Genomic DNA, 1,974 nt, shown 5'->3' on the forward strand with positions numbered 1-1,974 from the left:
CACCATACGTGTGGTTGATCCCAAAATGATACGGCAGATAAGCGATATTGGGCGCATCGAAAATAGCTAGATCCGCGCGTTTGCCCACCTCGATCGATCCGATATCATCCCCGCGTCCCAGAGCATTCGCCGCGTTGATCGTGCAGGCGGTCAGGATTTCCTCTGGGGACATTTTCAAGTTGAGTGACGCCAGCATCATGATGAGTTGAATCGACTCTGTCGGACAGGAACCCGGGTTATAGTCCGTGGACAGAGCCACTGGCAAATCGTACTCGTCGATCATGTCGCGGGCACGCGCATGCTTGGATAGGCCGAGATTGAACGATGTGCCAGGCAGCAGCACCGGAATAACGCCGCTCTTGGCAAGGGCTGCCAATCCCTTATCCGTGGCTGCCAACAAATGCTCGGCGGATATCGCCCCTACCTCTCCCGCTAACTCTGCACCGCCGAGCGGGACGATTTCGTCCGCGTGGATCTTCGAACGCAGTCCTAAACGCTGCGCTTCAACCAAAATACGACGCGACTCCTCGACAGAGAAAACGCCTGCCTCACAAAACACGTCGCAAAACTCCGCGAGGCCCTCACCAGCTACCCTAGGCAGCATGCCGCTCACAATATAATCGATGAACGCTTCGCTGCGCCCCTTAAACTCCTCCGGCACCGCATGCGCTCCCATAAATGTTGATACGATATCAACAGCGTGTGCCCGATCTAAATGTTTGGCAACACGCAGCTGCTTTAATTCCGCTTCTAAGGATAGACCGTAACCGCTTTTCGCTTCAACGGTTGTAACACCATTCAGGAGCATTTCATCCAGGCTGCGGCGCGCCTTCTCATACAGCTCCTGCTCACTGGCTGCACGTGTAGATCTCACGGTATGAAGAATGCCTCCGCCCTGTGCCAAAATGTCCAAATACGGGACTCCAGACCGCTTTAGCGCCAGTTCATGCTCACGTGAGCCTCCATGCACTAAATGTGTATGCGGATCAACGAGACCCGGCGTGACTAGCCGTCCGCCGAGGTCCATCGTCAACGCAATTTCACTCCCTGCAAGCTGATCCTGAATCTCATTCACGGGTCCGAACCAAGCAATTCTCCCCTGCCTGATGGCGATCATCGCATCTTTGATCTCGTGTACCTCTTTCATGAACTGCCCGCAGCGAGGCCTATTTCCCTGTGGGGTCACCAAACTGCCAATACCCGTGAGGAGCAAATCAACTCGTTCCATTCTCACTCCTCCTTCCCTAACCCTGCTCACGCATCGGGATGCGAATGCCGTGTTTCTCCGCTGTTTCGACCGCTTCGTCATACCCGGCATCCACATGGCGGATTACGCCCATGCCAGGGTCCGAGGTCAGCACGCTGCGCAGCCTCTCTGCCGCTGCCTCCGTTCCATCCGCCACCACGACCATGCCTGCGTGAAGCGAATAACCCATGCCCACACCGCCGCCATGGTGAATAGAAACCCAAGAGGCGCCTGCCGACGTGTTGATTAATGCATTCAATATCGCCCAGTCGCCAACGGCATCAGAGCCGTCCTTCATCGCTTCGGTTTCACGATTCGGCGAGGCGACAGAGCCGCAGTCCAGATGATCGCGGCCGATAACAATCGGCGCCTTCAGCTCTCCGCTGCGGACCATCTCGTTAAGCGCGAGACCGAATTTCTCGCGCTCGCCATAGCCCAGCCAGCAAATCCGCGCCGGCAGCCCTTGGAAGGCGACGCGTTCGCCCGCCATTTTAATCCAACGATGCAAATGGGCGTTATCCGGGAAGAGGCGCAGCACGAGCTCGTCGGTTTTGCGAATGTCCTCTGGATCGCCAGAAAGTGCAGCCCAGCGGAACGGCCCCTTGCCTTCACAGAACAGCGGCCTGATATATGCAGGAACGAAGCCCGGGAAATCAAAAGCATTCGAGACACCTTGATCGAACGCAATCTGACGAATGTTGTTCCCATAGTCGAATACAATGGAACCC

2 protein-coding genes are annotated in these 1,974 nt (G+C 56.2%); both read right to left on the bottom strand.

Translation table 11 applies throughout. The features are described 5' to 3' along the window. Positions 1–1,228 (bottom strand): imidazolonepropionase (hutI, locus tag AC1DUA_RS35390; protein ID WP_477504191.1); only part of this gene is annotated, 1,228 nt, incomplete at its 3' end. Positions 1,229–1,244: 16 nt separating this feature from the next. Next, the coding region (hutU, locus tag AC1DUA_RS35395) for a urocanate hydratase (protein WP_477504192.1) at positions 1,245–1,974 on the bottom strand (730 nt) is incomplete at its 5' end.

It is taken from the genome of Paenibacillus sp. 01T422, from assembly GCF_056398785.1.